The organism is Gluconobacter cerinus, from assembly GCF_002723935.1.
Classification (GTDB): Bacteria; Pseudomonadota; Alphaproteobacteria; order Acetobacterales; family Acetobacteraceae; genus Gluconobacter; species Gluconobacter cerinus.
On the sequence record NZ_BEWM01000002.1, the window covers coordinates 465,554 to 491,872 of the forward strand.

Sequence of the window (26,319 nt, forward strand, 5' to 3'; positions counted from 1 at the left end):
ACTTTAAAGTGCCGCTTGTTACAATGGTTGCCTCAAATAAAGGGTGAGCAGGCATGAGTGATCTCACAATGCTGAAGAATGTTGGCAAAGCAGCACTCGCAGATTTTGCCATATTGGGGATTACCTCAACTGCGCAGCTGGCATCCTGTGAGCCGGACGATCTTTATCTGAAGCTCTGTCACCTAACGCAGCAGCGTCATGATCCCTGTGTGCATGACGTGTTTGCAGCCACCATCCATCAGGCGAAAACAGGAGAAGCCCTGAACTGGTGGGCTTTTACCCCCGCCCGCAAGGAACGGATGAAAGCCGGGACGTTCTGTACGCTCCCAACTCCTTAACGAACGAAAATCTGGTTTGTGGCGTAAGAGAGCCAGATGTCGTGTTTGGCGAACCAGTCTGAGCCCAGCAGCATGTCGGCCTGATCATGAACCGGGGCGACAGTTAGAACTGGATCAACCCACACCGTGCCCCCCATGGAAAAGCGCTTGAAGCGATGCCAGTGGTATCGGCGTTCATGCAGGTCCACACCAGCAGTGATACCGCCAGGGTCGAGCGCGAGCAGCTCATCCGTGAGACCAAGGCGATAGGCGAAGTCGGTGCTGACAATATGGGAGCGCGCACCGCTATCGAGAAGTGCTGTTCCGCGCGTCCCATCAAGCGTGAAGGTTACCATCAGGCGCCCGTCAACCTGTCGGGCCGGAACCGTATTCCACTGGCCTTTCCAAGTGGGCTGAAGCTGGCAGGACGAGCTGTTTGAGGAAACTTTCCAGAACATGAGCTTCTGATGGGGAACGTCAAATTCCAGATCATACCCATCCAGAACATCTGCCCCGAGAAGCCCCAGAATAGGCGGATGAATCATCGGGGAACCAGGAAGAGAGCCTATGGGCATGGACCCGGCGCCCAGAGATAGGTGCCCCAGTTGCAGATCGGCAATACGGACATTGGCCACAAGACGTGGTGTTCCATTGGGCCCCTGCATAACAGTGTGACGGTCGGGGTCCTGAGGTAGATGAAGCGCTGCAACGCCCTGCGGTGTCATCAGACTTCCCTGTGAGCCGGTATCTACGATCATGGAGACCGCGTGGCCGTTGATCTGGGCGGGAACGCTTAGATATCCACCATCATCGCGCAGCGGCAGAACGGCCGCTTGTACCGTGTGGCATGGCACTGCTTCAGCCTTTCCGGTCAGAGCCATAAGAGCAGCCAAAATGCCCCATGTCAGTCTTTTCATTCCTGCTCCGCCCGTGGGTGTGCCTTGCGCCAGACGTCCAGCAGGTGCTTTTCGTCTGCCAGAGTATAAGCCTGGGTGGTGGAAAGACTGGCATGTCCCATGAGTTCCTGAATGGCACGCAGATCAGCGCCACCTTCCATCAAATGAGTCGCAAAAGAGTGGCGAAGAGCATGCGGTGTGGCGGAATCCGGCAGGCCTTCTCCCTTGCGCCATTCGCGCATGGCTCGCTGGGCGACGCCGGGGTTCAGGCGGCCTCCCCGCACACCGCAGAACAGCGGAGCTTCAGGGGCCGGAGAAGGGTGAACGCCTTTCCATAACTCCAACGCGTCACGGACTGCCGGAAGCAGTGGGACCAGACGTTCCTTCCCCCCTTTGCCCACCACGCGCAGCATGTTCTCACCAGCGTTGGTCAGATCCCGCACATCAAGGGCCAAGGCTTCACCAATCCGCAAGCCCGTCCCGTACAGAAGTGTAAAGAGTGCTTTGTCGCGGATAGCAGCAGCGCTCGTAAAGGCATCGTCGGAAATTCCTTCCGGCGCGGCCAAAGCCTGTTCTTGCCCAAGAGGACGTGGAAGGCGCTTTTTCAGTCGAGGGGTCGCGAGGAGTCCCGGGGCAGGATTCGAGACGTCATGGCGCATGGCCAGATAGCGAAAGAACGATCGCAGGGCCGAAACATGTCGTGCTCTGGAACGAGCGCGCGCATCGGCATTTGTGGCGCGACGTGTGGGTTTTTCGCTCCGGGCAGTTTCATAAGCCAGCCACGCCCGGAGATCAGCAAGAGAGAGCGTTGCCAGAGCAGTCAGATCAACCTCGCCCCCCAGATGCTGCTCAAAGAAAGAGAGGGCCATAACGATATCATGGCGGTAGGCCTCAACCGTTCGCAGGCTGGAGCGCCGTTCATGGGTCAGCCATTCGGTCCAGTCGCGTAATGCGTCATGGGCCATCATGGCATTTCGGGCTCAGGGAGGTTAGACACAGGCATGGCATCCAGCAGCCTACCCAAGCCTGACCTCTGGCGAAAGCCACCCTCCACCGGAACGCGTGTCTCGGTGCTCGTTCCGCTGCCTTTTCCGTGTCCGTTAGACTATCTGGCACCCATGGCGCTTCAGCCGGGCGATCTGGTATCAATTCCTCTGGGAAAGCGGGAAACGGTCGGATGTGTCTGGGATACGACCAGCACAGTCCCTGCTGACTTCGCGACGGCTCCGGGGCGGGAGGTTCCGCTGTCCCGTTTGCGTCCTGTTGCTGAAAAGCTGGACGTACGCCCCCTGCCGGGCAGTCTGCGGCGGTTTATTGATTGGGTTGCTGCATATACCCTGACGCCGCCTGGGCTTGTACTGGCGATGGCAACCCGCATTCACCTGAAGGACGCACCAAAACCTGCGTTGGGTTGGGTCAGAACGGAACAACCGGAAGAAGGCCTGCGCATCACTCCGGCCCGTCGCTCCGTCCTCAATGCGGCTTCCGATGTACCGATGACGACGGCTGATCTTGCGGCGGCCAGCGGCGCTAGTTCCGCTGTGATCCGAGGGCTCGCGGCTGCAGGGCTCCTTCGGGAAGCCGTCATTTCTGTCGCGGCCCCTTTCGCAACGCCGGACCCAACCCACGGCGCACCGCAGCTGTCTGAAGAGCAGGCAGACGTTGCCGAGCAGCTGTGCCGCCCGGTGAAAGAGCAGCGTTTTGACGTCACTCTGCTGGAAGGTGTGACAGGATCAGGAAAGACCGAAGTTTATTTCGAGGCTGTCGCGGCCTGTCTGGCGCAAGGGAAACAGGTTCTGGTCCTGTTGCCGGAAATTGCTCTGTCAGCGCAGTGGACGGATCGGTTCATCCGTCGTTTTGGAGCAGACCCAGCGGTATGGCACTCCGACCTTGGAACCAAGCGCCGACGCGAAACATGGCGCGCTGTGGCGGACGGGACGGCGCGTGTCGTTGTGGGCGCACGATCAGCGCTCTTCCTGCCGTTTGAAGATCTTGGACTTGTCGTGGTGGACGAGGAGCATGAGAGCGCCTTCAAGCAGGAAGAAGGCGTCATGTATCATGGGCGGGATATGGCTGTAGTTCGTGCCCGGCTGGCGAACGCTCCTGCCATTCTCGTGTCTGCGACGCCGTCACTGGAGACACTGGCGAATGTGGAAAGCGGCCGCTATCACCATGAGCTTCTGACTGCACGGCATGGCGGAGCGACGATGCCGGACGTCTCTCTGGTCGATATGCGGGCTGATCCGCCAGAGCGTGGGCTCTTTTTATCCCCGGTGCTCTGCAATGCCATTGATGAGACCCTGAAGAACGAGGAGCAGGCGATGCTGTTCCTCAACCGTCGTGGTTACGCACCGCTGACACTCTGTCGCGCCTGCGGGCACCGAATGCAGTGCCCCAACTGCTCAACCTGGCTGGTAGAGCACCGCGCGCGTGGCATCCTGACATGCCATCATTGCGGTCACACCGAGAGTATTCCGTCAGACTGCCCGCAATGCCACGCCGAACACTCGCTCGTACCCATTGGGCCGGGGATTGAGCGCATTACGGAAGAGGCAAAGCTGCGCTTTCCAGATGCAAAGATCCTGGTCATGTCTTCGGATACACTGGGCTCCCCGGCGGCTACGGCGGAAGCCGTGCGGAAGATCACGGATGGCGAGATCAATCTCATCATCGGAACACAAATCGTTGCCAAAGGCTGGCATTTCCCGAAGCTGACGCTGGTCGGTGTTGTGGATGCGGATCTGGGGTTGGGCGGCGGCGATCTAAGGGCAGCGGAACGCACGGTTCAGCTTTTGCATCAGGTCGCCGGTCGTGCAGGGCGTGCTGAACGTCCTGGCCGTGTCCTGCTGCAGAGCTATGTGGGTGAGCACCCTGTCATGACGGCGCTTGTCTCCAATGATTTCCAAACCTTTATGGAGCAGGAAGCTGAGCAGAGACGCCCTTCTTTCTGGCCGCCATACGGCCGTCTGGCGGCGCTGATCATCAGTGCTGCAACGGCAGACGCGGCAGATGCGCTGGCAAGGGAAATTGCGTTTGCGGCGCCGGAGCGGGAAGGGGTGCAGGTTCTTGGCCCAGCCCCCGCGCCTTTGGCTGTGCTGAGAGGGCGACACCGTCGGCGACTGTTGCTGCGAACAATGCGTGGCATCGCCGTGCAGCCGATTTTGCGAGACTGGCTGAAAGATATCAAGCCGACTGGTAGTGCCCGGATCGATATTGATATTGATCCAATTTCGTTCCTCTAAGAGCTGCGAGGAACGGAGAAAGGTGATCTGGCCAGCAACCTGAAAAGGTGTCTGGCCAAACCAAACTCAGGCCTTCCGGTTGCGGAAGAACTGGATGGTTGCTGCCACGACGGAAATCACGGCGAGTGCCTGCTGGAAATAAGGGCGGAAACGCTTGGGGCCGATCGTGGCCATGCCGGTCATGACTGCCAGGCTGATTTCGCGGGCGCGACCGGCATGTTTGCAGCAGGCTTTGACTTTGCTGCAGCAACCCTGTTTTGCGGGAGCCTGATCGGCGGGAACTGTTTTGGTTTTCATGAAGGTCCTCCTGAATAGAGTGAATCAGGGAATGAACGCTGACGAATACAAGAGGTTGTGTTCGTCAGTCTTCCTGTCCGTCTTTCTCTGTCTGAAGGATTTTGAGTTGCTTGTCTGCATCAGGAGCATGCGGATCAAGCTGCATCATCTGTTTGTAAGCACGAAGGGCAGCGTCTGGCTCGTGCCTTTCCCGCTCTGCATCCGCCAGCATTCCCCATGCCGTTGCGTCACCGGCGTCTGCCTGAATAACCACCCCGAGATCGGAAATCGCACCATTGTTGTCGCCCGCCGCAAGGCGCACGGCAGCACGATAACGGCGGAGAATGGATTGGTCAGGCTGGATGGTGATGGCGGAGGTGAGGTCGTCTTCCGCGTTCTGGAAATCGTGTTTGCCCAGTGCATCCTGCGAATCGGATAGGAGCATCCGTACAGCGCCTGTCAGGCTGCGGCTGCGCAGGCTTTCAGCCTGATCAGCAAGCTGACGCGCATTTTTTTCATTTCCAGCGAGAGCGAGAGCCTTTTCCGCCTCAACAAGACGTTCCTGAACGGTCTTGTGGTGCGGATGTGTCTTGCTGGAATCGTTTTTTGCAGGGGAAGGAGCGCTGGCCGGTCCGGACGTTTGGGACGGGGCAGGGGTCGGCGGTATGGCAGAGGAAATGGCCGGTGCACAAAGCAGAACGGCGCCAGCCATCAGCCAGCGCCGTCTGTTTGATATCCGGCGGATCAAAGCTATTAGCCCTGACGTGCCTTCATGCGCGGGTTCTTCTTGTTGATGATGTAAACGCGTCCACGACGGCGGACAACGCGGCAGTCCTTGTCGCGGACCTTTGCGGACTTCAGGCTGTTGCGGATCTTCATGATGTTTCCAGGCTCTCGACTGTATGGCCCACAATGGACCGGATAGCGGGCCGAAACGCCCGCAAAAGGATGGCCTCGCTTAACGACCGTCCCTTAAGGAGTCAAGGTCAACAGCGTCCCGCAGCGCGGAAAAGCTGCCAGAATGCGTTCTGCAACGGTGTGTGACTATCATGCCATGAGGCTTGTCCGGAGATTATTTTCCCCTAATCATGCCGTCATGATCAAGCGTCGCTTTGTGGCCTCCCTCCTTTTGGCCGTCCCGCTCGCCTTTCCAGTCCTGGCTCATGCCGAGGATGGAGGGGCCAAAACCAATGATGACGACCCATCGATCAATGCTTTGGGCATCGGGGTCAATCAGGTCCTCAAGGTTCTGCAGACTCACCCCGATTCTGCCACGGATGCCTGCATCAACGCCCTCAAGGAAATGCATGCTGCGCAGGACCAGCTGAGCAAGGAAGAGGGCCATGAAAACAATCAGGACGTTGAGGTGGCGCGGGACGTGACATCGTCCACCATGGAAGACGTGACAACGATCTGTGGTGCGGATGCACGGACGCTGTGCAGGGAGTCAGCGGAAAGTAATCCGAAGCTCGACGCAGCGTGTCATGCTTTGCCCCATGAAGACGACTGAGGATTCGGTACATCACGTTCAGGCGATAAAATCCGTCAAATCATGTCAGGGGCAATACAGGGCTAACCTTCTTCTAAAGTGAGGAGTAGGGTTTTCAGTCTGAGTTGATGACTGGAACTGTAAGCTGCGCCGGAATGACCCGTTTGCCTGGCAGGGATAATCTGTCTTGACCGCCACATTACAGTCGGTCTTTCGCCCGGGATGGATCCAGTTCAGCCTCCGAACCTGGATTGCGCTCGTTCTGGCTTTGGCCACGGCGTTCTGGGCGCAGGTCGATACACCGGCCGGTGCTGGTGTGACTGTCATGATCCTGGCCCAGCCCCTGAGAGGGCAGGCCCTTTCCAAGGCATTTTATCGCTTTCTCGGGACCCTGCTGGGTGTCGGCGTTTCTATCCTTCTGATTTCCATGTTCAGCCAGGATCGTGGCCTCTTTCTGGGAGGCGTCGCGCTCTGGATGGCTGGTTGTGCCTTCGTGGGGACGCTGGAGCGCGACTTCCGGGCGTATGGTGCCCTTTTGGCTGGCTACATGGTGGCACTTGTTGCTGTTGCCAGTATCGATGCGCCCCAGAACATCTATCATGTCAGTGTAGCGCGTGCCTCAACGGTCGCTATCGGCGTTGCATCCATTGCGGTTGTCAATCTGCTGTCTGGCTCACCGCAGGCCTGGCGCAATCTCGCCAAGGGGCTCCAGAATCTGGGGCAGAGAATCCGTGGCCTGAGCCACTCCGCCATCATGGGAGAGCCGTCCCCCTCCGCGCAGGGGACAACGGCTCTGGCCTCCGAAATCCTGTCTCTGATGACGCAGATTTCTTACGCTCGGACGGAGCTGGATCGTAGCCGCCTGCGGATGGCAGGAGCCAAACTCAGCATCATCGGTATGTTGACGGTTCTCACCTGTAGCCGTGCGATTTCTACGTTGCTGAGTGAAGGTGGGGTAACGGATATTCTGGTCCGCTACGTGCGTCAGTGGCACGAGCGTGTTGAGGACGGCACGAACCGTCAGGAAACGATGGGCACCATCCTGTCTAACATCCGACGGGAAGATCCGGAGTATTTCCCGACACCTCGGGATGCCTGGTTTCTGGAGCGTGCTGCGACGCTTCTGAGTAACCGGCTGCATATCCGCACGGGTATCAGTACACTCATGAAAGCAACCCCGGCAGGGGAGGCGCTGAAACTGGCGACGCTTTCAAACAATCCAGACTACATTACAGCGTTCATCAACAGCATGCGTGTGCTGCTTGGTTTCAGTTTTATAGCAGCATTCTGTGTGGGAACGGGCCAGCCAGCTTCTGCCACCGCCCTTTCCCAGAGCGCACTCGTTCTTGTCCTTGCATCTTCGTCACTGGACACAGCCGTGTTCGGTAAAGGCGCGATGATCGGGACGCCTTTGGGAATTCTTGCGGCCGGGTTTCTGTCTTTCTGGGTCTTACCCCACGTCTATACGCTTCAGGGGCTGGCTTTTGTTCTGCTTCCCCAGACCGTTATTGCCTGCCTGCTTCTGATGAATCCGAAAACAACCGCTGTGGGCTTTCACTATGGTGCGTTCTTTCTCGTCTTCGTAGGCTTGGGGAACCACCACAGTTACGACCCGGGCGCGTTCCTCGAACGCAACACATTCTATTTCCTGTCAGCGGTTCTTTCATTCATCCTTCTGGTTCTGCTGTGGCCCCCAACCGCGCGCCGCCATCGGTTCCGCATTGCCGTGACCATTTCTTCGGATCTGGAATCACAGCTGAGCGGTCATGGTGAGGCTATGGGCCCCGCGTTGCTCAGCCGGAAATATGATCGTCTGAGCCAGCTTCTGTTATGGACAAAGCGTCTCCCGAAACGCGGTACGGCCTCAGAGCATGTCTTTGAGCGCCTTGTCGCGCTGGAGGATCTGTCCAGCACGATTGCCCGTGTGCGTCTGTACCTCGATCAGGCGGCACGGATGCCGTCTCTCAGGCACCTTGTGAGGCCTGCGCGTAAAGCGCTCGCACAGGATAGTCTGGCGCTGCTGGAGAGTGAACTGGCAGATATGACGCAGGCCTTCCTTGACCGACTGCGTCTGGGCGCCCCCAGTGAGGAAATTCTGATCCTCAACTGTGTTGGTGGGCTGGAGTCCGTGCGCGTCATGCTTCTGCGAAATCGGACAGCCGTTCATCATTATGGAATAGGACGCAAACGATGGTGATGAGACAGGTCGTAGACCTTGGCGGTTTGCTTGTGTCCGCGTTCGTCGTCAATCTGGCGTTGTCACTTCTGACGCTGGCCATTCTCCGCTGGCTCATGGGCTGGCTTGATCTGTGGCGTTTCGTCTGGGATCCGCCGCTTGCCCAGTTCGGCATCCTTATCTGCCTGCTCGGGCTCTATACCCTGATCCTCTGATACAAGGCCGTTTCAAGTGCTATCCAGTGCCCATCGTCTGATCCGCCTGACCATTACGATCTCCATTCTTGTGGTGGCTGCCGTCGTGGTGGTTATCCTTTGGGATTACTACACGGCCTCTCCCTGGACCCGAAATGGCCAGGTACGTGTTCAGGTCGCCAATATCGCGCCACGTGTTTCAGGGCAGATCCTGCATGTGAATGTGCTGGACAATCAGCCTGTTCACCATGGAGACGTCCTGTACGAAATTGATCCGTTCGATTTTCAGGTTGCGGTGGATGCGGCCAAAGCCAAGGTGGCCGAACGCAAGGCAGACATGGAGTTCAAGGAAGTTCAGGCCCAGTGGCGTAAGGCCATTCCCGGTGTGGCGGTCTCACAGGAAGAAAAGAAGCAGTACGTTGCACTGTCCCAGCAGGCAGCAGCGCAATACGCTTCTGCTCAGGCGGACCTGCGTCAGGCAGAGATTAATCTGGACCGTACAAAAGTCCGCAGTTCCATCGACGGTATTGTCACAAACCTGATCATGCGACCGGGTGACTTTGCAACGGCTGGTGTTGTGAACATGCACGTCATTGATACCAACTCATACTGGATCGACGGCTATTTCGAAGAGACCAAGGTCCATGATCTGGACGAGGGCGATCTCGTTCGTATGGATCTGATGGGCTACCACGACCCGCTTTTCGGACATATCGAGAGTATTACGCGCGGTATTGCCAGTAACAATGCACTGGTGAATGAGCAGGGTCTGCCGACAGTTGATCCGGTTTATACATGGGTGCGTCTGGCACAGCGTATTCCTGTGCGCGTGAAAATCGACAAGGTCCCGTCCGATCTCACATTGGCCGCTGGCATGACCGCAACCGTGACGGTCGTTTCAGAGACGGGAAATCGTCGTCATCGCTCAACGCAGGATGCATTTCAGCATTTCGGTGATGATGTTCGTCATCTCTTTGGTCACAAATAACCGAAATTCCAGTATCCGGGGCGAAAAGGCCCCGATTTTGGTTGGCACGAGATTTTCACACAACTTTTTCTGTCAGAACCCGTACCTTACTTTGTCAGGCCCACAGAGCATTTCAGGTAAGGAAGAATTGTGCGCGTATCTTTTTCCCGTAAGACGATCAGTCTGGTTATGGGTGGCGTTTGTATTGCTGCCATCTCAGCGCAGGCGAATGCCGCACCTCAGAACAGCGCACAGAAGCCGGGTGTTCTGCTGAACTCTGCTCCGTTGGCGGATACCCTGAGCCTTCCGAATGCTGCTCGTTCCCTGCGCATCACCTATCTTTCCACAGATGGTGTTACGGGGAAGGGGCTTGTCCCCGTGACTGCCGAAGTCATTGTTCCTGCTGGCGAAGCCCCTGCAGGCGGGTGGCCGATTGTCGCCTGGGCGCATGGTACGGTTGGAAATGATGACAGCTGCGCACCGTCTCTGAACCCCTACAGCGAGCGCAATACTCATTACCTGTCCGAATGGATGAAGCGCGGTTTTGCGATTGTCGCAACGGATTATCAGGGGCTGGGAACACCGGGCGTGCACCCATATCTGAATACACGCGCTGAAGCTTATAGCGTGCTGGACTCTGTACGGGCTGCGCTGAAGTCTGTGCCGGGCTTACAGAACAAGGTGATGATCGTTGGGCAGTCCCAGGGCGGTGGTGCAGCCTTTGCCTCTGCGGCGTTTGCACCGACTTACGCTCCGGATATCAATGTGCGCGGGACTGTGGCGACAGGCATCCCGTACATGACGCCGGAAATACTGTCTGGCCTGTTGCAGGAAGCTGGCAAGTCATCGGGATATAGCCCGTTGGTGGCTTACACGCTGCTGATTGGTTCGTCCTACGCCGGTCTGCATCCGACCTTCCGTCCCGAAGACGCCTTTACGTCCAAGGCTATGCCGGCGTTCAAGGCAGCGGCTGACTCCTGCCTGACAGGCCTCTCAGACATGGCGGAGAAAGACGGTCTGACGCTTGCGAATGCGCTTCAGCCTACGTTTGTGAAGGCCATGACGCCCGCATTCAAAACAATGACGTACCCGACCCTGAAACTGGCCCAGCCACTTTTTGTTGGAACGGGCACCGCGGATCAGGACGTTCCGCCACAGCTGCAGGAAGGCCTGGTCAAGGCAGCCTGTGCCGCTGGATCAACAGTACAGGCGCATTTGTATAAAGGGCTGGACCACTCCCAGACAGTCAATGCATCCCTGCCGGACTCTGCGGCTTTCACAAAGGCTGTGATGGCGGGTGAGCCTGTCACACCGCAGTGCACACCGATTCCTCAATAATCAATTAGATCACCCTGAGGGAGAGCACTCTTCCTCAGGGATTTTCAGACGTTGTTCATAAAACTGACGATCGCGTCAGCCGCTCTCTGTGATGCCCCGAGCAAGGGCTCCCCAAACGTTTCCCGGAACAGTTTTTCCTGCATTGGCCGATAGAACGCATGACGTTCCTCCGCCCTTGCAACCGCAGGCATGATGTCTGCGGGGTCATCGACCACGTCTCCGAGTGTCCAGTGTAAAAAATATGGATCGTCACGCCATGGGAGCTTGTGAGGATTCAGGAAAATACAGGGGCGCGGGATGGCCAGAAACTCATAAACCTGACTGCTGACATCCCCAATATAAAGGGCCGCCTGAGACGTATAGGTCATGTCCAGCATGGCATTTGAGCCAGTGTCCACGAGCACCTCGGGGCTTTGCTGGCGTTGAAGTAGACGCTCCCGGATGCCAAAGCCTTTGTGGAACATCTTGATGTGAGGGGCCACGACCAGATTGTAATCGTTCTGTGCCTTAAAGCCTTTGATGATGGTATCCATACATGCGGGTGCAGATGTCAGGACACGCTGATAGTGCGGGTTATAGAGCGCGAAGGGACGCTCGTTGCTGAAAGAAACGGCATTTTCCCGGCGGACGGCTTCGAATACATCGAATTTAGGATAACCCACGATGCGTGATGCACCGTTCTGGAGAAGCCCTTTGTCCTGGAAGTAAGTTTCGACTTTCGTGCCTGGCACAAGCGTCAGATCAAACTCTCGAACAAGATGCTCGTCATTAACGTAACGGTCTCCGGCGCCATGCATCAGTAGGACAAGTTTCGGGCCGTTCAGCCCCATGTCTTTCAGGACACCTGCCGTATATTCCGTTGCAACAACCACATCGTACTGGTTCAGCTCTTCAACGTTCTCCCGAAGAATGACCAGTCGCTCCTGATCCAGCCGCCGTGCGCGTTTCAGAATGTTTGCTTTCCAGGATCTGGGAAATGGCAGCAGCGGAAGCGGCGGAACATTCAGGGCGCGTCTGATGCGGGCCAGATGATCAATGGTCTCTGGAAAGCTGTAGTATTCCGTGACGTCACATCCCGGTATTGCCGCAAGTGCACTGGCAACGGACGCGGTGTGATAGCACTGATAAGGCTCGGCAATATAAATGAAGGCGATTTTCATGAGCGTCTTTTGCGTCCTGCCCGGAGCAGACTGCCTGCTGCTCTTGTCCGGAACGCCGTCTGCTGGAAGGGCGCCATCCCGGTTATGAAGTGCCTCTGAAACACTTCGGAGGCTCGGAATAGGGCCCTGTTCATAGCCCTCGGGTCTTTGCTGTCAAGAACGCGGCAAAACGCAGGGATGTATGTTCCGGCATGGACACTCCCGGGGCTTTGTGGTCAGAAAGCCCGCATGTCCGCCGAGCGCTCTGTTTTCAGATCCATTTTCCGAAATGTCAGTGTTCTCACCCTTGGCCGTGTGGTCAATGCCCTGTGCAGCTTTGTCTATATCGCGTTCACCGTGCGCGCTTTGGGCCTCTCTGACTTCGGATTGCTGATCCTCATTCATTCTCTGGCTTCGACCGGATCCGTTCTGTCACGGATGCAGTCCTGGCAGACGCTGATTCGCTTTGGCAGTGACGCATTCAGCAAGAACGAAACGGACCTGCTGCGGAAGGTCGTTCATTTCTGTATCCGGCTGGATACGATGTCTGCGGCAGGGTCGATTATTTTTGGGCTTGTGGCCGTACAGATTTATGGTGTGACGGCACACTGGTCTCGGCATGTCCGGTTTCTGGCGGATCTGTACGTGATCGTGAGCCCACTGATGTATTCAGGCTGGGCCAACGGTATTCTGCGAATGGCAGGGAAATTTCACCTTGTCCCGATTATTGATACCTGTGCCGCGATCGTAAAGACTGTGGGAGTTCTGGTGGGATATGCCCTGCATCTGAAGCTTGGATATTTCCTTGCGATGTGGGCGCTCGCGATCATCATCGATTACGGTTTCTACTTCTATTACGCGATGGATATCCTGCGAAAGAAGTTCCGGTTCCGCTATTTCCAAGCCTATCGCAGTTGGCGCTGGCAGATCCCCGGCATGTGGCAGTTTACGCGTGCGGCCAGCGTGAACCAGACACTCGGTAACATTTCCGGGCATGTTGCAACACTTCTGGTCGGTAACGGTCTTGGCCCGGCGGAAGCGGCTGTTTTCCGCGTTTGTCGCCAGATTGCGGACGGGATTGTTACGCCTGCCCAGCTCATCTCGCCGGTGCTGTACCCGGAACTGGTCAAGATGCGGGATAAGCAGGACTGGAAAGGCCTCAAGCGCGTTACATGGAAAATGTTTGGCGTGCTGACCGCACTGTCCCTGCTGCTTCTGGTGCTGTCTGCGTTTTTTGGCTCAAAGATTTTCCGTCTGATGCTGCATGTTCATGTTCATCACACATCGCTTTACATTTCCATCATGCTGATGGCAGCCGTTTTCAGCCTGCTGGTTATTCCGCTGGAGCCACTGCTGATCGTCGTGGGGCATGTGAAGTTCCTGATGACCAGCCGCACGGCCATCATGGCGATCTATTTTCCTGCGCTCTATGTCCTGACCATGCATTTTGGTCTTGCCGGTGCCTGCCTGACGACGGCCGCCTGTAACGCGGCTATCTTACTGTCACGGTTTGCGGGGGTCTGGATATTTGGCGGACGGATCGGGAAGTCTAAACCCGAGTGATGTCTGGTCCACTGTAGGTGTGGGCCAGACTGTCATCCCTTTAGCGTAGAGGCGCGCGATCCATTGCCCAGATGGCGAAAGCCTGCACCAGCGCAACTTCTTCCAGTCGTTTGAAGCGCCCGGATGATCCACCATGGCCAGCATCCATGTTGATGCGGCACAGGAATGGGCCGCCTGAGGCCACTTCACGGAGCTTGGCAATCCATTTTGCAGGTTCCCAATAGGTCACTCGCGGATCTGAAAGGCCACCCATGGCAAGAATGGGCGGGTAGGGGCGCGCCTGAATGTTGTCATATGGGGAATAGCTGGCAATGAGATCGTAGGCCTCTTCGTCTTCGAGTGGGTTTCCCCATTCAGGCCATTCTGGCGGCGTCAGCGGCAGGGAAACGTCAGACATGGTGTTGAGCATGTCCACGAACGGCACCTGCGCGGCGATCCCGGCAAAGAGGTCCGGCGCCATGTTGGCGACAGCGCCCATCAGTAGGCCGCCCGCTGAGCCCCCATGAGCAACAATGCGTCCTGCTGAGCCATAGCCCTCTTTGGCCAGATACTCTGCGGAGGCAATGAAATCCGTGAACGTGTTGGGTTTGGTCTTGCCACGTCCTTGAAGGAACCAGTTCCAGCCTTTCTCGGATCCACCACGGATATGCGCGATGGCATAAACCCATCCGCGGTCAACGAGACTGAAGACTGTTGTGGAAAACCCTGCATCCATCGCAATGCCGTAGGAGCCATATCCATAGAGCAGAAGGGGGGCAGAGCCATCCAGCGGCTGGCCTTTCCGCATCAGAACGGTGACGGGAACCTGCGCGCCATCAGCCGCCGTCGCGAACAGCCGCCGCGTTTCATACTGCGCTGGATCATGGCCAGACGGGACATCGCGAACCTTCTTCAGGGTTCGCTCGCCTGTTGCCAGATTGTAGTCATACCAGTGCGCTGGTGTTGTCGGGGATTGATAGACGTAGCGCAGAACAGAGCCGTCATATTCCATAATGCCCTGAAGGGTCAGATCATATGCGGGTTCGTCCATTCCGATCGTGGCGGCCTGCGCACGAACATTTCCTGTTACGCCTGCCTTTACGACGCGGATATAAACGTTTCCGTCTTTCCGCTCTGCCCACGCCAGATAATCACGCGACGCCGTAGCCGCCAGAAGGTAGTGCCCCTCCAGATACGGGACGAACGGGCGCCAGTTTTCCCGATCTGTGGCCGTATCGGGCGTTTGCATGAACTGGAAATCGACAGCGCCGCCTGCGTTGGTGAGAATGATGAAACGATCATTCCAGTGCGTGAAGGAATAGCGCTCTCCCCGGACCAGAGGGGCTGCAACAACAGGCATTGCCGTCGGCTCGGCAGCAGGAATCAGAAGCGTCTCATTCGTATCGTGATCCCCGCGTTCGATGACGATCCACTTGCGAGAGGCGCTGGTGCCGATGCTAAGGAAAAAGCCTGCATCGGTTTCATCGAAGACGAGTATATCCGTTCCGCCGGTCAGAGGCCGGCGGTAAATCCGCGAGGGGCGGCCATTGTCGTCCCGGAAGATCCAGAACAGCCACGCACTGTCAGGGGAAAGAGCAAAGCTTCCAGTCGTGCTTTCAACCGCCTCGGAGCAGAGTTCTCCGGTCTCCAGGTCCTTGACCTGAATGCGATAAACTTCAGAGCCCTGCACGTCTTCGGAATAGACGAAGTAGCGATGATCTGCAGAGTGGGCCGTCCCGCCGAGCGCATAATAGTCAAACTGTTTGGCGCGGGCGTCCACATCCAGAAGGATCTGCTCTTCTCCGCCGTCGCGCGGGCGCCGTGCCCGGAGAGGATGCTGAGCCCCATCTTCGAAGCGACTGTAATAGGCCCAAGGCCCATCAGGCACGGGAATGGTTTCTTCGGCAGGGGGAATACGACCGATCATTTCCTGCAGAAGCTCTTTGCGAAGCGGCTCCATGCCAGAGAGCACGGCTTCGGCGTAAGCATTTTCCGCTTTGAGGTGATCGGTGATGTCCTGGCGAAGGACAGATGGATCCCGCAGAACCTGCTGCCAGTTCTCGTCCTTCATCCAGGCGTAGGCGTCAGTTCTGGTCCGGCCAAGCTGTGTTGTTGACAGGGGCTCCTGCTTTGGAGCCGGCGGAACGGGGAGGGATTGCATCGCGTCTGACATATCCGAAACCTTGGCGCAGAAATGCCGGGGACTCAATCCAGCGTTAATTGACTGCCTGAATGCGGGTTCTCATGGCGTTATAAAATCGGGAAAGATTATTCGAAAAGAAACCAAGTCGGCTCTCAAGTGTTTCTAGAAAACGGCCGTGAGATAGCCAACAGAGTACTGCTCTGGTGATTATATTTCTGAATAGCCGCTGTGTAATAATATCGAACATGGAAAGACTCCATCCATGAATACCAATAAGTATTTTGCCGCCGTAGCCGTACTTGGCCTCGCTGTTTCCGGAGCTGCCTTTGCACAGACAGCACCGCAGCCAGGACAGCCGATTGTTCCTCCAGGAACTCAGGCCGTGATTACGCCAAATCATGTGCAGGCCGTCGGTAATCTCAACGGTATTGCAACTGCATCAACACCTGGCACGCTTGGCGAGAACGGCATGCCGTCCATCGACAATGCCCAGGCTGGCAACGTGGCAGGCCTGACGTCCTATTGCATCCATAAGAAGCTCTCGCTGGGTACAGGGCCGCGCTCGGCATCCCGCAAGCTTGCCAAGCGCTCTGATGTCCAGAATGACCAGTATTACTCACTGGGTGGCCGTGGTCTGCTCCAGACGAGCAGCAACACGCCGTTCGACATCTCCACGCTCCCGAAAGACAAGCAGGTTCTGGTCTGCCGCGATCTCTTCAAAAAGGCTCAGAGCCTCGGCAACTGATCCTTCTGAGTTTTCGTTCTGAGAAAAGCCCCGGAGCAACTGCTCCGGGGCTTTTTTTATGAGCATTGACGTCTTAACCGTTGCGGGCTTGCGCGGCAAAAGCATTGAGCTTGGTCAGTGTTTCATCAAACTGACCATTGGCCTCTGCAAAGCGCAGAAAGCGCACGCGTTCGACAAGAATTTCGGGTGGCGTGGGCTGTTGCGTCAGCAACGCCATGACTTCATCCGTAAAGTCCGTCAGGGGCTGATAGCCGGGGCGCGTTTCCTGGCCATGCGTGAGGCCTGTCTGCACTGCGGGTGGGGCAAGTTCGATAATCTCGACTTTCCCTTTCAGAACCTCTCGGAGGGTAATCGTGTAGGAATGGATCGCGGCTTTGGTGGCATTATAGGTGGGTGTTGTCGTCAGCGGCACGAATGCCAACCCGGATGTCACATTGATCACGACGGCATCCGACTGCTTAACCAGATGATCCGTCAGGCTGTTGATCAGGCGGATCGGCCCAAGGAGGTTGGTCGTAATCGTCGCTTCGGCGTCCGTCAGATCATGCGTCTGCGCCAGATCTTCAAATCGCATGATGCCGGCATTGTTGATCAGAACATTAACTGACGGATATGCGCCCAGAAGCCGTTCTGTAAAATCGGCAATCCCCTCTGGGCTTTCAATATCCAGCACCAGTGCATGCATGTTCGCCCGACCGGCGATCGTTTCATCCAAAGCATTCTGGCGACGCCCGGCGACGATAACCGTGTTGCCAGCATCATGCAGTCGCTGTGCAAGAGCCTGGCCTATGCCTGAGCCGCCACCGGTGATCAGGATTGTGTTGCCACTCGGTTTCATTGGATTTGCTCCATTGAGAATTGGAACACTCTATCTAGCGGGCTATCGTCAATTCGAAAGAAGGCACCTCAAAGATTTATACGCACCGAAAAGAGAGTGACCCCCATGACGGATAACCCCTACGAAGCCTCGCCTGAACGCCGTGCCAAGCGTTTGGCCGAAGCAACGCCACCTACGGAGTGCGATGCGCGCGTTGAGCGATTGGTGACGGAGCTCATTGGTCGCGTTGCTGACAAATGGACGATGATCATTCTGGAGGTTTTGGAAGAGCACAAGGAATTGCGCTTCACGCAGTTGGCACGAAAAGTCGAGGGTATCAGCCAGAAGATGCTGACCCAGACACTCCGGCAAATGGAACGGGACGGGATGGTGACCCGTACGATTCACCCGGTTATTCCGCCACGGGTGGACTATCGTCTTACACCGCTGGGACTAAGTCTGGGTGCAGCATTTTGTGGGGTGTGGATCTGGGCAGAGAAAAATCTGTCTGAAGTGGAAGCCGCCCGGAGTGCGTTTGACAGTAAATAATCTGTGGCTGGCATACTTTGCCAGCCACAGAGAGTTAGTCCGGAAGGTTCTCGACGAGTGCCACGCCTTCGGTCGTTCCGAGGACTGAGGCCTTTTCCTGTCGGGTCAGTTTGGAAAGGGCGGCCTTGATGGAGGGCGCCTCTTTCAGCTTGACCAGTCCAACCAGCAGGTTGGCATCAATCGCACTGCCAGCCTTGCGGGTTGGCGGAAGTGCGCCAAGGTGGGCGTCTAGAAGTGTCCGATCCGTCCGCAAAAGGGCGAATGCCTCGCTGGGCGGCTGATGAGGCGCGTGCAGGGCTTCTGTGCGCAACCGTTCGTTTTCTTCTGCAAGACGAAGAATAGGCGGCGGGGTCGTTTCTTCTTCGATCAGCAGAAATCCAGCCCGACGGAGTCCTAGTCCAACATCGCGGCTGGCTGTCACGGCCGCAAGTGGAATAGCCAGCACAAGCCCAAGCAACACTGGCGTCATCCACAGAAAGAGTGCGTGTGAAACGGACCAGGCGGCTGCGGCCAGCAGAAGGCCGAACACTGTGTAAACCCAGTATCCACGTGCAACTTCACGGAGTGAAACCCGCCCGTCTTCACGGTTCTGGGCATTCCAGCCGGAATCACGGCCCAGCAGAATGGAGATAACTCCAGACGTCTGGATCAGCATGGCAATCGGCGCAATCAGGCCACCAATCAGGGTTTCCAGAATGATGGAAAGGAAAAGCCGGATAGCACCGCCGGAGCCGCGCAATGCAGCGCGATCAAACATCATGGCGATGAACGCCAGGAACTTTGGCGCCAGAAGGATGCCCATCGTGCCGATGAACACAAACTTTGCCTGCACAGGATCGACGCGTGGCCAGTGCGGATAAAGCGTCGGCTTCGTGCCGAAATATTCCGGATGATAGAAATGGGACTGAAGGGAAATCAGGATCCCGAACAGTAGGAACAACAGCCAAAGCGGAGACATGATGTAGGAACCAATGCCCGTCAGCATATGTGTACGGCTGACCCAGTGCAGGCCTTTGGTTCCAATAATCTTGGCGTGCTGGAGATTGCCCTGACACCAGCGCCGGTCACGGATGGCCACATCCGTTAGGGACGGGGGGCTTTCCTCATAAGACCCGAACAGGCCAGGCACCATGTGAATGGCCCAGCCGCCGCGTCGCATGAGCGCTGCTTCGACAAAGTCATGGCTGAGAATATGGCCGCCGAAGGGTGGCCGGCCTTTCAGATGGGGCAGGCCCGCCTGTTCGGCGAAAGCCCGCGTCCGGATAACGGCGTTATGGCCCCAGTAATTGCCTTCCGAGCCATGCCACCAGGCGATGCCATGGGCAATGAGTGGGCCATATACGCGGCCTGCAAACTGCTGCATGCGGGCAAACAATGTCCGGCCGCCCACAATAACCGGAAGGGTTTGGATCAGCCCGACGCCCTCATGGTTTTCCATGGCAGAAACGACACGCACGATCAGGCTGCCGTCCATCACGCTATCAGCATCAAGGGTGAGCATCTGCTGGTACGAGTCACCAAAGCGTGTCACCCAGTCGCCCAGATTGCCTGCCTTGCGATCTGTATTCTGATGGCGGCGGCGATAGAAAATGCGCCGATCATCACCAGTGGCCCGACGGAGGGCAAGGAAGGCACGCTCTTCCTGTAACCATACGTCCGGATTGGTCGTATCAGACAGAATGAAGAAGTCGAACGCATCAATCTGGCCGGTGGCAAGAATGCTGTCATAGATGGCCTTCAGGCCGCCCAGAACGCGTTCCGGATCTTCATTGTAAGTCGGCATCAGCACAGCAGTCCGTGCTTTCAGCACTGGAAGAGCACCGTCCCGATGAATGCCGAGCCCAAGGCCTCCGCGTGTGATCAGGGAGACGAACCCACCAAGACTTGAGGTGAAGGAAAGCGCGATCCAGAAACCGAGAATGGCGAACAGAATCAGCACAATCACGCCAAGCGTAGACACGCCCAGCGAGTTGAAAACCTGATTGATTCTGTAGATGCCAAACCCGGTCAGCGCGAGCGCTGAGCCAAACACGAAAAGGCGTCGCAGCCAGAGCGTCTTCGGCGTCGTGTCCAGAACCCTGAAAGGGCGGCCATGCCGATCAGGCTGCTGATGGAGGTTTTGAGGCTCCATCCTGAGCGGAGCCTCATGAGGCAGGAACGGTGCTTCGGACGGAGACATATTGGTTACGGCGTCCAACGGTACATCCATTTTTCTGAGATCGGACCCTGATCGCTTGCAAGCTGCGCCTGGAGTTCAGAGGCTTTGGCATCGCCCGGCACGAATTCAAAGGTTGTTCTCCAGCCTTTGATGTTCGGGTTTGGCTCAACCACCACATTCCGGATGGTGCCGGGTGAAGCCTGTGAAATCAGGTGGAAATGTGCGTCCTGCGGAATGTTCTGGAATGGCGCGCCCGTAAAGTCGATCACGAACATGCGCGCATCGGCGTGGTCAGTGACTGCACCAATACGGGTTCCAGCGACACGTGCCAGCGGTGTGGGCCACGGCGTATCCCAACCCCAGTACATTCGGTAGGTAAAGTTGTATTCCTGACCGGCCTTAAGAGCGTCTTTCGGACGCCAGAACGTCACGATGTTGTCGTTGACCTCATTGGGCGTCGGAATTTCGACGAGATCAACCGCTCCATCACCCCAATTACCAATAGGTTCGATCCACAGGGACGGACGCTTTTCGTAGTTGAGGGCAAGATCTTCGTAGTCATGGAAGGAGCGCTTGCGCTGCATCAGGCCAAAGCCGTGCGGGCTGCTATCCTGGAAGGCCGAAAACTGGAGGTCCGTCGGGTTGACCAGTGGACGATAGAGCTGCTGCCCAGATCCGGTCCATACCTGAAGAGCCTCGCTGTCATGGGCGGCCGGGCGCCAGTCATCGACGTGGTTATGTTCGTTGGCATCGAAATAGAACATGCCAGTGAGGGCCGCGATGCCGGACTCGGTAATATCCTGCCGGGGGAAGAGCGATGACTGTACATCAAAGACGGTCGTGTCGCCGGGGCGGATCGTGAAGCTGAAAGCTCCCGTGACGGACGGACTGTCCAGAAGCGCATGAATGACAACGGACTGAACGCCAGGTTCCGGCTTTTCCAGCCAGAATTCGCGGAACAGTGCAAACTCCTCGCCTTTCGTGTTGCCAGTGCCGTTGGCGAAGCCGCGGGCGGATAAGCCGTAGTTTTGCCCCTTGGCCACCGCACGGAAATAGGATGCGCCGAGAAATACGGCACATTCTTCCATTTCGCCCGGTGTGTTGATGGCGTAGCGCAGGCGAAGACCGGCAAAGCCCAGATCATCGGTGACGCGTAGCATCGGGTTGGCGTAGCTGAACAGGTCAGGGTCGTAGGCAATCGGTGTCGATTGGCCGCCGATGACTTCATTCATCGCGATCCGGGGCTTGTAGAGAAAGCCGCGCGGGAAAAATTCGACCTCAAACGCCAGGCTCTGCCCATGCCAGAGGGCACGGTCCGGGTTAAACGTAATGCCCCGGAACTGGTCAAAATCCAGATTGGAAATGGCAGAGGGCAGACTTTGCGGAGGTGGAGCGTAAGGAGATCTGGCCAGTTTCTGCGCAATGGCGCGAACAGTTCCATTGTCGAACGGAACGGTCTTTGGAGCCTGCTTGGCAGCAGGCGGCGCGGACTGGGCATAAGCGAAGCGGCCAGACGTTCCCATCAGGGACAGGCCTGCCCCAAGCTTTACCAGATCACGACGCAGGATACTCATACTTTTCCCAACAGTCCCAGTTGTATGCCTCCCCCTGAAATCAGAGGGCGGTCTTTGATCAAGCGATACGCCGGATGCACTTCGTTGCGAAGAGACGTTCTATGATTACGCAGCTATTTCACAAGGGTCGGATGTGTTCTTTTCATGGCACATCCCAAAAAGAACACATCATTGTGAATTCTGTTGCTGCAAGACACAAAGCGGCGGTACACGGCCAGAAATTTCAGAAACGACGGTTTCATTTATGCTCTCTAGACGTGGAACGCTGAAAAGGATCCGAACGTTCCCGAAATGAGCAATGTCGCGTGCATTTCCTGGATTTTCAGGCCCGCTGAGGACGACACCCAGAACAGGAATACCTCTGCGACGAAGCGCTTCGAGACTCAGGAGCGTATGGTTGATGGTTCCTAACCCGCTCCGCGCAACAAGAACGACGGGAAGATCCAGTCGCCGCATGAGATCAATCATCATCATGTCGCTTCGGACAGGCACCATCAGGCCGCCCGCACCCTCAACGACAAGGGGCGCTTTGACGGCGGGAAGAACAAGACGTCCGGGATTGATTGTAACGTTTTCCAGCGCCGCCGCTGCGTAGGGTGCGAGAGGGGCCTGAAGCGCATATGCCGGAGGAATAATCCGATCAGGCGGAAGGGTGGCCAGAGTTTTGACGGTAGAGGTATCGCCTGCTTCGTCAGAAAGGCCCGTTTGAAGCGGCTTCCAGTACGTCGCAGTCCAGGCTTTCGTCAGGATCGCACTGACAAGCGTCTTGCCGATTTCGGTGTCCGTCCCGGTGACGAACACACCGCGAAAGCTGTTCATGGCATATCCTTCCTGAAAATTCCGATCCCCAAGGCGTAGGTGACGCTGGTGTGCTCTTTGTCAAAACAGGACATGGCGCGCCTGAGTGCGTGTACTCCCGCAGGAGTGCTTCCTTTGCCAGGGAGAGACGCGCCGATCTGCTGTAATCTGCGGAGGAATGTTCTGGCGTTTGGGACCGGATCTTGCATGTTTGCGGTATGCCATTGGCCGCGCCCTCCAGAGGGCCATTCCTGCTGAAGCATGGTTGCGCCGGGATAGGACGGAACGCCGCAGGGGGTATCTGTCTTCTGGCAAGCTGAGCGCCACTCTTTCAGGCTCCCTTCAAGGAGCGTTGCAATCATCAGAGTGCCACCTGGCGCCAGTAAGCGGCAAAGACGTTCGAGCCCCTTGCTGCGGTTTTCAAACCATTGGAAGCACAGGCTCGATGCGATCAGGTCAAATGGTCCCGTCGCATCCGGGCGCTCTCCATCCATGACCTTGAAGGCGATGTTCTTCTGCCCGTGAAGGCGTGATCTGGCGCGTGCGAGCATAGCCGGCGCAAGATCGGTGGCGAGAATGGTGCTTTTAGGAAAGCCTCTGGAGAGATGCTCTGTGAGGAAACCCGTGCCGCATCCGAATTCGAGAATACGGGTCGGCTGAGTCTCGGTCAGGTCAGCGACAATCCGCTCGGCCAGAAAAGCGGCGCAGCGGCGTTGGATATCTGCCGCAGCGTCATAGTCCTCCGCCTCATCAAACCGGGTGACGATCTGGCGTTTGCGCTCATCCATGCTGTTCGACCTGACGCAGCACAAAATCAGCACAGAGTTCCGGCTGTTCGAGAGGCAGAAGATGGCCGCCTTCAACCCTTTTACCCGGAACACTGAAACCTGCCTCGGCAGGAGGGAACGGATCTGACAGTCCTGTCATCCAGTGAAGCTGGTTCCCCCAGCGGGTCGCTGCATTGCGTTCATCGTTCTGAATCAGGTGTTCCAGACCCTGATTCAGAACGGCCGTCACGGGATCTGACGGAATAGGTTTGTCCGTTCCGCATCTCTGGTGGAAATCGTTCAGGACCGTTTTAGGGGAGCGTTGCAGCTGGCGCTTCATTCTTTCCAGAACGCGAAGGGGCACGCCTTCCGGAAAATCGTTGCTCTCAGAAAACCGTCCAAACCCATTGAACATGATGAGCCCCAGGCATCCGGGAAGATCCTGCCCCAACAGGTCCAGTGTTCCTGCGGAATGGCCGATCGCCAGATAAGGTTGCTCCGGTTTAGGGGCTGCGTAATGGCATCCGAAATATCCCTTATCCACAACGGACGCTTTGAGGTCAGGCAGGTGCTGAAGCATCGGGTCCCAGAAAGATGCGTCAAATCCCCAGCCATGAACGAGATAAAGGGAGACAGTCATAGCGTCTGCTCAGATGCCAGCCGGGTAACAGCCTCGCCTAATTGGGTAATCTGTGAATCTGTCAGTCCAGCGTGAAGGGCCAGACGCAATCGTGCCGTTCCCTGAGGCACGGTTGGGGGGCGAATGGCTACGGTGAGAAAACCTTCGTTTTCCAATGCCCTGGCAACATCAAGCGCTCGTTGGGATTCACCGATCAGGACCGGCACAATCTGCGTGGACGACTCTGCTGTCGAAAGACCAGCCGCGTTCAAAACCGTTCGAAGGTGTCCTGCATGACCCAGCAGTGTCTGCCGTTCACGGTCCATCGTCGGAATAATGTCCAGTGCGGCATCAATGGCCCCCAGAACAGCGGGCGGAAGGGCCGTACTATAGATAAAGCCTGAAGCGTGATTGAGCAGATAGTCACAGAGAGGTCTGGAGCCCGCGATATAAGCTCCCATTCCCCCAAGGGCTTTGCTGCATGTGCCCATTGTCAGATCAGCCAAACCGCCGGAAAGCCCATGCCCATGGGCTCCAAGAACGCCCGTGGCATGGGCCTCATCAACATACAGGAACGCATCGTAGCGATCGGCCAGAGCGCGCAGGGCGGGAATGTCTGCGCGGTCCCCATCCATGGAAAACACGCTCTCTGTTACGATCATCCGCAGGCCAGGCTCGGTGGCTTCCCGTTTGAGCAGTGTCTCCAGATGCGCAAGATCATTGTGGCGAAAACGATGCTGTCGGACGCCCGCTGCTGCACATCCGTGATGGAGGCTGGCATGGTTCAGTCGGTCAGAAAAAACCAGCATGGGATGACCGGTCCGAGCAGTCGAGAGGGCGCACAGGGCAGGGACCACCGAGGCATTGGCTTGCCAGCCGGATGCAAAAAGCAACGTGGCCTCATATCCTTTGAAGCGCGCCATCTTCTGCTCGACAGCCTGATGGATTTCCAACGTTCCACTCACAAGGCGAGACGCCCTTGCTCCCGTTCCAAAGCGCAAAGCCCAGTCAGAGGCGCGTTCTTTGAGCAGTGGGTGGTCGGCAAGGCCCAGATAATCATTTGAGGACACATCAATCATGCGACGGTTGTCTCGCAGGATGGTCTGTACGTCCCGTGTGACCGGACGCAGTGTTCGCCGTGTTCCCGCAGTCTCGCGGTCGTGAAGAGCGGATGTGAAATGGGCGTCAAACAGGCTCATGCGTTGTTCCGGAGAACAGTGACAATGCTGGCTGTCAGAAGAGACAGATCTTCCTCGCTAATCGTGAATGCTGGCGTCAGATACACAATGTTCCGGAAGGGGCGGATCCATGTCCCTTGGTTCACGAACGCGCGGCGCAGGACGTCAGGGTCTGCAATGTTTTCCAGTTCCACCACGCCGATTGCACCTAGCACGCGAACATCTTTCACGCCTGGAAGTCCGCGGCATGGTTCCAGCTCCCGTTGGAGTTGAGCTGAGATGCGAGCAACCTGTTCCAGTCTGGGTTCCTGTTCGAACAGATCCAGTGACGCATTCGCCACGGCGCAGGCCAGTGGGTTGGCCATGAACGTCGGCCCGTGCATGAGAGCCTTACCAGTTTCCGTGGAGAGAAACGCTTCGAAAACGCCTCGTCTCGCCACGGTTGCAGCCAGGGCCATCGTCCCGCCGGTCAGGGCCTTGGAGAGAGCGATGATATCGGGGACGATCTCAGCCTGTTCACAGGCGAACATCGTTCCGGTTCGGCCAAAACCGGTAAAAATTTCATCCAGAATGAGCAGAATGCCGTATCGGTCACAAATTCTGCGAAGGCGCTGCAGAACGTCCGGGCTGTGGAACAGCATTCCGCCTGCCCCCTGAACCAGCGGCTCCGTGACGATGGCGGCTACTGTATGCCCTTCAGCGTCCATCAGGGCTTCAAGTCTGGCCGTGCTGTCATCATCAACTGGAAGATCCGCAAGGATCTGGCGGGGAAGAACGCCCGCGAAAAGGCTGTGCATGCCCTCTTCCGGGTCGCAGATGGACATCATGCCCAGTGTGTCCCCGTGATAGCCGCCCCGGAAAGACAGCATCTTTGTCCGGCCATGCGTGCCACGGTTGATGTGATACTGAACTGCCATCTTGACGGCGACTTCCATCGCCACTGAGCCGGAATCCGTAAAAAACGTGCGTTCAAGGTCGCCGGGCAGAAGTTCAGCCAGACGTGCTGCCAGACGCCGGGCCGGTTCGTGAACCATTCCTCCGAACATCACATGAGGCATGTCGCTGGCCTGCCGAACCAGTGCCTGCTGAATGTGAGGGTGGCTATAGCCATGGCAGGCGGTCCACCAGGCGGCGACTCCGTCCACGAGTTCGCGCCCGTCTGACAGCGTAATCCGGCTTCCGGACGTGCGGATGGCTTCCACAGGAAAAGGAGCCGTCTGCATCTGGGTGTAGGGCAGCCAGAGATGGGGAAGGTCGGCAGCGGACCGGTTCGCCCCGGCGGATGATGATTTGCAGGACATGCCAGCGTTTTCCCGCATGGCTGGAGGCAAGTCCATCCCCCCGGTCATGATGCTGTCACAGGTTATCATAAAAAGGTCACGCTCTAACGGGAAA

General features: G+C 57.1%; 25 protein-coding genes. 10 read left to right on the forward strand and 15 right to left on the reverse strand.

The genetic code is table 11. The features are described 5' to 3' along the window. Positions 1–53: 53 nt before the first annotated feature. Positions 54–338 carry a helix-hairpin-helix domain-containing protein gene (locus tag GCE01_RS06115; protein ID WP_099211684.1) on the forward strand — a complete coding sequence of 95 codons (285 nt, stop codon included), beginning with the start codon at positions 54–56 and terminating at the stop codon, positions 336–338. On the opposite strand, the gene GCE01_RS06120 is transcribed toward GCE01_RS06115, so the two are convergent. Beyond that, positions 335–1,234 carry a retroviral-like aspartic protease family protein gene (locus GCE01_RS06120; RefSeq protein ID WP_099211686.1) on the reverse strand — a complete coding sequence of 300 codons (900 nt, stop codon included), beginning with the start codon at positions 1,232–1,234 and terminating at the stop codon, positions 335–337. The two genes, GCE01_RS06115 and GCE01_RS06120, sit on opposite strands and share 4 nt — an antisense overlap. Beyond that, positions 1,231–2,181, reverse strand: a complete 951-nt coding sequence (locus tag GCE01_RS06125; RefSeq protein WP_099211688.1) for a tyrosine recombinase XerC — start codon at positions 2,179–2,181, stop codon at positions 1,231–1,233. Before GCE01_RS06125 ends, GCE01_RS06120 begins: the two co-directional genes overlap by 4 nt. 33 nt (positions 2,182–2,214) lie before the next feature. Here GCE01_RS06125 and GCE01_RS06130 point away from each other — a divergent pair, with 33 nt between their 5' ends. Further along, on the forward strand, positions 2,215–4,455 hold the full coding sequence (locus GCE01_RS06130) for a primosomal protein N' (RefSeq protein ID WP_099211690.1): 2,241 nt from the start codon (positions 2,215–2,217) through the stop codon (positions 4,453–4,455). A gap of 66 nt (positions 4,456–4,521) precedes the next feature. Here GCE01_RS06130 and GCE01_RS06135 read toward each other — a convergent pair whose 3' ends face one another. From GCE01_RS06135 to ykgO, 3 genes are all read right to left on the reverse strand, one after another. Then, a complete protein-coding gene (locus GCE01_RS06135) occupies positions 4,522–4,752 on the reverse strand; it encodes a hypothetical protein (RefSeq protein WP_046900693.1) in 231 nt (76 codons plus the stop codon). A gap of 64 nt (positions 4,753–4,816) precedes the next feature. Beyond that, complete coding sequence (locus tag GCE01_RS06140) at positions 4,817–5,443, reverse strand: tetratricopeptide repeat protein (protein ID WP_244591108.1); 627 nt, start codon at positions 5,441–5,443, stop codon at positions 4,817–4,819. A 41-nt stretch (positions 5,444–5,484) separates the two neighbouring features. After that, positions 5,485–5,610, reverse strand: a complete 126-nt coding sequence (gene ykgO / locus GCE01_RS06145; protein ID WP_007281615.1) for a type B 50S ribosomal protein L36 — start codon at positions 5,608–5,610, stop codon at positions 5,485–5,487. Positions 5,611–5,752: 142 nt separating this feature from the next. Here ykgO and GCE01_RS06150 point away from each other — a divergent pair, with 142 nt between their 5' ends. The 5 genes from GCE01_RS06150 (at position 5,753) to GCE01_RS06170 (ending at position 10,895) form a co-directional block, all read left to right on the forward strand. Then, a complete protein-coding gene (locus GCE01_RS06150; RefSeq protein WP_244591109.1) occupies positions 5,753–6,241 on the forward strand; it encodes a hypothetical protein in 489 nt (162 codons plus the stop codon). Positions 6,242–6,407: 166 nt separating this feature from the next. Then, the gene (locus GCE01_RS06155) at positions 6,408–8,417 is read left to right on the forward strand and encodes an FUSC family protein (RefSeq protein WP_099211696.1); all 2,010 of its coding nucleotides are present in this window, start codon (positions 6,408–6,410) and stop codon (positions 8,415–8,417) included. Next, positions 8,411–8,611, forward strand: a complete 201-nt coding sequence (locus GCE01_RS06160) for a DUF1656 domain-containing protein (RefSeq protein ID WP_046900697.1) — start codon at positions 8,411–8,413, stop codon at positions 8,609–8,611. The genes GCE01_RS06155 and GCE01_RS06160 overlap by 7 nt, the downstream gene beginning before the upstream one ends. A 16-nt stretch (positions 8,612–8,627) precedes the next feature. Beyond that, on the forward strand, positions 8,628–9,578 hold the full coding sequence (locus tag GCE01_RS06165) for an efflux RND transporter periplasmic adaptor subunit (protein WP_064274642.1): 951 nt from the start codon (positions 8,628–8,630) through the stop codon (positions 9,576–9,578). Positions 9,579–9,707: 129 nt separating this feature from the next. Continuing rightward, positions 9,708–10,895, forward strand: a complete 1,188-nt coding sequence (locus tag GCE01_RS06170; RefSeq protein ID WP_099211698.1) for a lipase family protein — start codon at positions 9,708–9,710, stop codon at positions 10,893–10,895. A 44-nt stretch (positions 10,896–10,939) separates the two neighbouring features. Here GCE01_RS06170 and GCE01_RS06175 read toward each other — a convergent pair whose 3' ends face one another. Then, positions 10,940–12,055, reverse strand: coding sequence for a CDP-glycerol glycerophosphotransferase family protein (locus tag GCE01_RS06175; RefSeq protein WP_099211700.1), 1,116 nt, complete (start codon positions 12,053–12,055; stop codon positions 10,940–10,942). A gap of 228 nt (positions 12,056–12,283) precedes the next feature. Between GCE01_RS06175 and GCE01_RS06180 the strand changes: the two genes are divergently transcribed. Continuing rightward, positions 12,284–13,597, forward strand: coding sequence for a lipopolysaccharide biosynthesis protein (locus GCE01_RS06180; RefSeq protein ID WP_099211702.1), 1,314 nt, complete (start codon positions 12,284–12,286; stop codon positions 13,595–13,597). 40 nt (positions 13,598–13,637) lie between these two features. Here GCE01_RS06180 and GCE01_RS06185 read toward each other — a convergent pair whose 3' ends face one another. Next, positions 13,638–15,749 (reverse strand): S9 family peptidase, encoded by a 2,112-nt coding sequence (locus GCE01_RS06185; protein WP_244591110.1) that lies wholly within the window; start codon positions 15,747–15,749, stop codon positions 13,638–13,640. 232 nt (positions 15,750–15,981) lie between these two features. Here GCE01_RS06185 and GCE01_RS06190 point away from each other — a divergent pair, with 232 nt between their 5' ends. After that, positions 15,982–16,464: a DUF2501 domain-containing protein gene (locus GCE01_RS06190; protein ID WP_099211706.1), complete on the forward strand. Its 483-nt coding sequence runs from the start codon at positions 15,982–15,984 to the stop codon at positions 16,462–16,464. A gap of 73 nt (positions 16,465–16,537) precedes the next feature. Here the strand turns inward: GCE01_RS06190 and GCE01_RS06195 are convergent, their stop codons facing one another. After that, on the reverse strand, positions 16,538–17,302 hold the full coding sequence (locus tag GCE01_RS06195) for an SDR family oxidoreductase (protein WP_099211708.1): 765 nt from the start codon (positions 17,300–17,302) through the stop codon (positions 16,538–16,540). Positions 17,303–17,407: 105 nt separating this feature from the next. On the opposite strand from GCE01_RS06195, the gene GCE01_RS06200 reads away from it, so the two are divergent. Further along, positions 17,408–17,830, forward strand: a complete 423-nt coding sequence (locus GCE01_RS06200) for a winged helix-turn-helix transcriptional regulator (RefSeq protein ID WP_099211710.1) — start codon at positions 17,408–17,410, stop codon at positions 17,828–17,830. Positions 17,831–17,864: 34 nt separating this feature from the next. On the opposite strand, the gene mdoH is transcribed toward GCE01_RS06200, so the two are convergent. The 7 genes from mdoH to GCE01_RS06235 form a co-directional block, all read right to left on the reverse strand. Then, positions 17,865–20,039 carry a glucans biosynthesis glucosyltransferase MdoH gene (mdoH, locus tag GCE01_RS06205; protein WP_099211711.1) on the reverse strand — a complete coding sequence of 725 codons (2,175 nt, stop codon included), beginning with the start codon at positions 20,037–20,039 and terminating at the stop codon, positions 17,865–17,867. Continuing rightward, complete coding sequence (locus GCE01_RS06210) at positions 20,015–21,562, reverse strand: glucan biosynthesis protein (protein WP_099211713.1); 1,548 nt, start codon at positions 21,560–21,562, stop codon at positions 20,015–20,017. Before GCE01_RS06210 ends, mdoH begins: the two co-directional genes overlap by 25 nt. A gap of 168 nt (positions 21,563–21,730) precedes the next feature. Then, positions 21,731–22,381 carry a dethiobiotin synthase gene (gene bioD, locus GCE01_RS17085; RefSeq protein WP_099211715.1) on the reverse strand — a complete coding sequence of 217 codons (651 nt, stop codon included), beginning with the start codon at positions 22,379–22,381 and terminating at the stop codon, positions 21,731–21,733. Next, the gene (locus GCE01_RS17090) at positions 22,378–23,148 is read right to left on the reverse strand and encodes a methyltransferase domain-containing protein (RefSeq protein WP_099211716.1); all 771 of its coding nucleotides are present in this window, start codon (positions 23,146–23,148) and stop codon (positions 22,378–22,380) included. The genes bioD and GCE01_RS17090 overlap by 4 nt, the downstream gene beginning before the upstream one ends. Next, positions 23,141–23,767 (reverse strand): alpha/beta hydrolase family protein, encoded by a 627-nt coding sequence (locus GCE01_RS06225; protein WP_099211718.1) that lies wholly within the window; start codon positions 23,765–23,767, stop codon positions 23,141–23,143. Before GCE01_RS06225 ends, GCE01_RS17090 begins: the two co-directional genes overlap by 8 nt. Then, positions 23,764–24,945 carry an aminotransferase class I/II-fold pyridoxal phosphate-dependent enzyme gene (locus GCE01_RS06230; protein ID WP_099211720.1) on the reverse strand — a complete coding sequence of 394 codons (1,182 nt, stop codon included), beginning with the start codon at positions 24,943–24,945 and terminating at the stop codon, positions 23,764–23,766. Before GCE01_RS06230 ends, GCE01_RS06225 begins: the two co-directional genes overlap by 4 nt. Next, on the reverse strand, positions 24,942–26,294 hold the full coding sequence (locus GCE01_RS06235; protein ID WP_099211996.1) for an adenosylmethionine--8-amino-7-oxononanoate transaminase: 1,353 nt from the start codon (positions 26,292–26,294) through the stop codon (positions 24,942–24,944). The genes GCE01_RS06230 and GCE01_RS06235 overlap by 4 nt, the downstream gene beginning before the upstream one ends. Positions 26,295–26,319: the final 25 nt, after the last annotated feature.